Origin of the sequence: Dietzia sp. DQ11-44 (genome assembly GCF_014145205.1) — a bacterium.
GTDB classification, from domain to species: domain Bacteria; phylum Actinomycetota; class Actinomycetes; order Mycobacteriales; family Mycobacteriaceae; genus Dietzia; species Dietzia natronolimnaea.
Window position 1 is genome coordinate 1 of sequence record NZ_JAALEC010000427.1, and the last position, 2,207, is coordinate 2,207.

At 70.2% G+C, this 2,207-nt stretch carries 2 protein-coding genes and 1 pseudogene; 2 read left to right on the plus strand and 1 reads right to left on the minus strand.

Annotated elements, in window-relative coordinates:
• Positions 1 to 347: pseudogene (locus tag G6018_RS11160) on the minus strand (acyl dehydratase); the annotation flags it as partial.
• A 113-nt stretch (positions 348 to 460) separates the two neighbouring features.
• On the opposite strand from G6018_RS11160, the gene G6018_RS11165 reads away from it, so the two are divergent.
• Both G6018_RS11165 and G6018_RS11170 read left to right on the plus strand, forming a co-directional pair.
• Positions 461 to 1,615 carry an acyl-CoA dehydrogenase family protein gene (locus G6018_RS11165; protein WP_182639622.1) on the plus strand — a complete coding sequence of 385 codons (1,155 nt, stop codon included), beginning with the start codon at positions 461 to 463 and terminating at the stop codon, positions 1,613 to 1,615.
• The gene (locus tag G6018_RS11170; RefSeq protein ID WP_182610334.1) at positions 1,612 to 2,064 is read left to right on the plus strand and encodes a MaoC family dehydratase; all 453 of its coding nucleotides are present in this window, start codon (positions 1,612 to 1,614) and stop codon (positions 2,062 to 2,064) included. Before G6018_RS11165 ends, G6018_RS11170 begins: the two co-directional genes overlap by 4 nt.
• The last annotated feature ends 143 nt before the right edge of the window (positions 2,065 to 2,207 follow it).

Genomic DNA, 2,207 nt, shown 5'->3' on the forward strand with positions numbered 1-2,207 from the left:
TTGAGTCCCACGACCTCCGTCCGGGTGGTCAGGGTGTCACCGATCCGGGGTGCGGTGAGCAGACGCAGGCCGCGGTAGAAGAGGTTGGCCCGGACGCGCTGGGTGACGAGGGTGGACTGGCCGATCGCGACGTCGACGACGAGGCCCGGGTGGGCCACCGTGCCGCCGGTGACGGCGTGGGCGAGACGACGGTCCAGGGGGAGCCGCAGCCGGTCGCCGAGGATCGCCTGGTGTGCGGCGGCGAGACCGTCGGTCAGGGTGACGGACGGGGCGTCGACGACGACCTGACCCACCGCCAGCTGGTCGAAGTAGGGTCCGCCGACGGGCCGGGCGTCGCGAGTGTCCATGACCGGCATCCTAACCAAACCATGCGCATGATTATTGACTATCGGATGGAGGGTTGCGATGATGTCCGGACCCCGCCCGACGGGCGGATCGAGACGACGACGAGGTGTCACCGGTGCCGGACCTGAACCAGGACGAGGCCGACCTCGTCGCGACCGTGCGCCGGTTCATCGACCGCGAGGTCAGGCCGTCCGTGCGCGAGATGGAGCACGCGGACGAGTACCCGGAACGCTGGATCGAGCAGATGAAGCAGATCGGGATCTACGGCCTGGCCGTCCCCGAGGAGTACGGCGGGATGCCGGTCTCGATGCCCTGCTTCGTGCGCGTCACCGAGGAACTCGCCCGCGGTTGGATGTCCCTGGCGGGCGCCATGGGCGGGCACACGGTGGTGGCGAAGCTCCTCACCGAGTTCGGCACCGAGGAGCAGAAGTCCACCCACCTCCCGACGATGGCCACGGGTGAGGTGCGGGCGACCATGGCCCTCACGGAGCCCGGCGGGGGGTCGGACCTCCAGGCCATGGGCACCGTCGCGACACCCGACGGAGACGACCTGGTGATCACCGGGGCCAAGACGTGGATCTCGAACGCGCGCCGCTCCGGCCTCATCGCCCTGCTCTGCAAGACTGACCCGTCGGCGACGCCCGCGCACAGGGGGATCTCGATCGTCCTGGTCGGGCACGGTCCCGGGCTGACCGTCTCGAGGGACCTGTCCAAGCTCGGGTACAAGGGCGTCGAGACGTGTGAGCTGGCCTTCGACGGCTATCGCACGCCCGCCACGCGGGTGCTCGGCGGCGAGCCCGGACGTGGCTTCGCCCAGATGATGAAGGGCCTGGAGACCGGACGGATCCAGGTGGCCGGCCGTGCCCTCGGGGTGGCGGCCGCCGCCCTCGAGGATTCTCTCGCCTACGCGCAGCAGCGGGAGTCGTTCGGGCAGCCCATCTGGAAGCACCAGGCGGTCGGTCACCGTCTGGCCGACATGGCCACCAAGCTGTCCGCCGCGCGCCAGCTCACGCTCCACGCCGCCGAGCGTTCCGAGGCCGGCGAGCGCTGCGACATGGAGGCCGGAATGGCCAAGCTGTTCGCCTCCGAGGTCGGCATGGAGATCGCGCTCGACGCGGTCCGGATCCACGGCGGGTACGGCTACTCCACGGAGTACGACGTGGAGCGGTACTTCCGCGACGCCCCGCTCATGATCGTGGGCGAGGGGACCAACGAGATCCAACGCAACGTCATCGCATCGCAACTGGTGCAGCGAGGAGGACTGTCATGAGGGTGTTCGAGGGACTGGAGCAGCTCGAGGCCGAACTCGGGCGACACGTGGGGTACAGCGACTGGATGGAGATCACCCAGGACCGCATCGACGCGTTCGCCGACGCGACCGGGGACCACCAGTGGATCCACGTCGACCCGGTCCGTGCGGCGCAGGGGCCCTACGGTGCCACCATCGCCCACGGCTACCTGACCCTCTCCCTGCTGCCCGTGCTGGGCGCGGAGGTCATGGAGATCCGGGGGTTCCGGATGATGATCAACTACGGCGTCGACAAGGTCCGGTTCCCGGCACCGGTCCCGGTGGGATCGCGCATCCGGGCGGGGATCGAGCTCACCTCGCTCCAGCGCAGGGCCTCCGGGGTCCAGTTGGGCAGTCTGGTGACCGTGGAGGTCGAGGGCTCCGACCGTCCGGCGGTCGTCGCCGAGACCGTCCGGATGATGGTGGAGTGAGTCGGTGAGTTCCCGCATGTCGCGGGCCCTCGCCGACGTCGTGGTCTGCGAACCCGTGCGCACCGCGGTGGGTCGCCGCCACGGCGCCCTCGCCCCGCTCGCGGCCGCCGATCTGGCCGCGGCCGCGATCTCCGGTCTGGTCG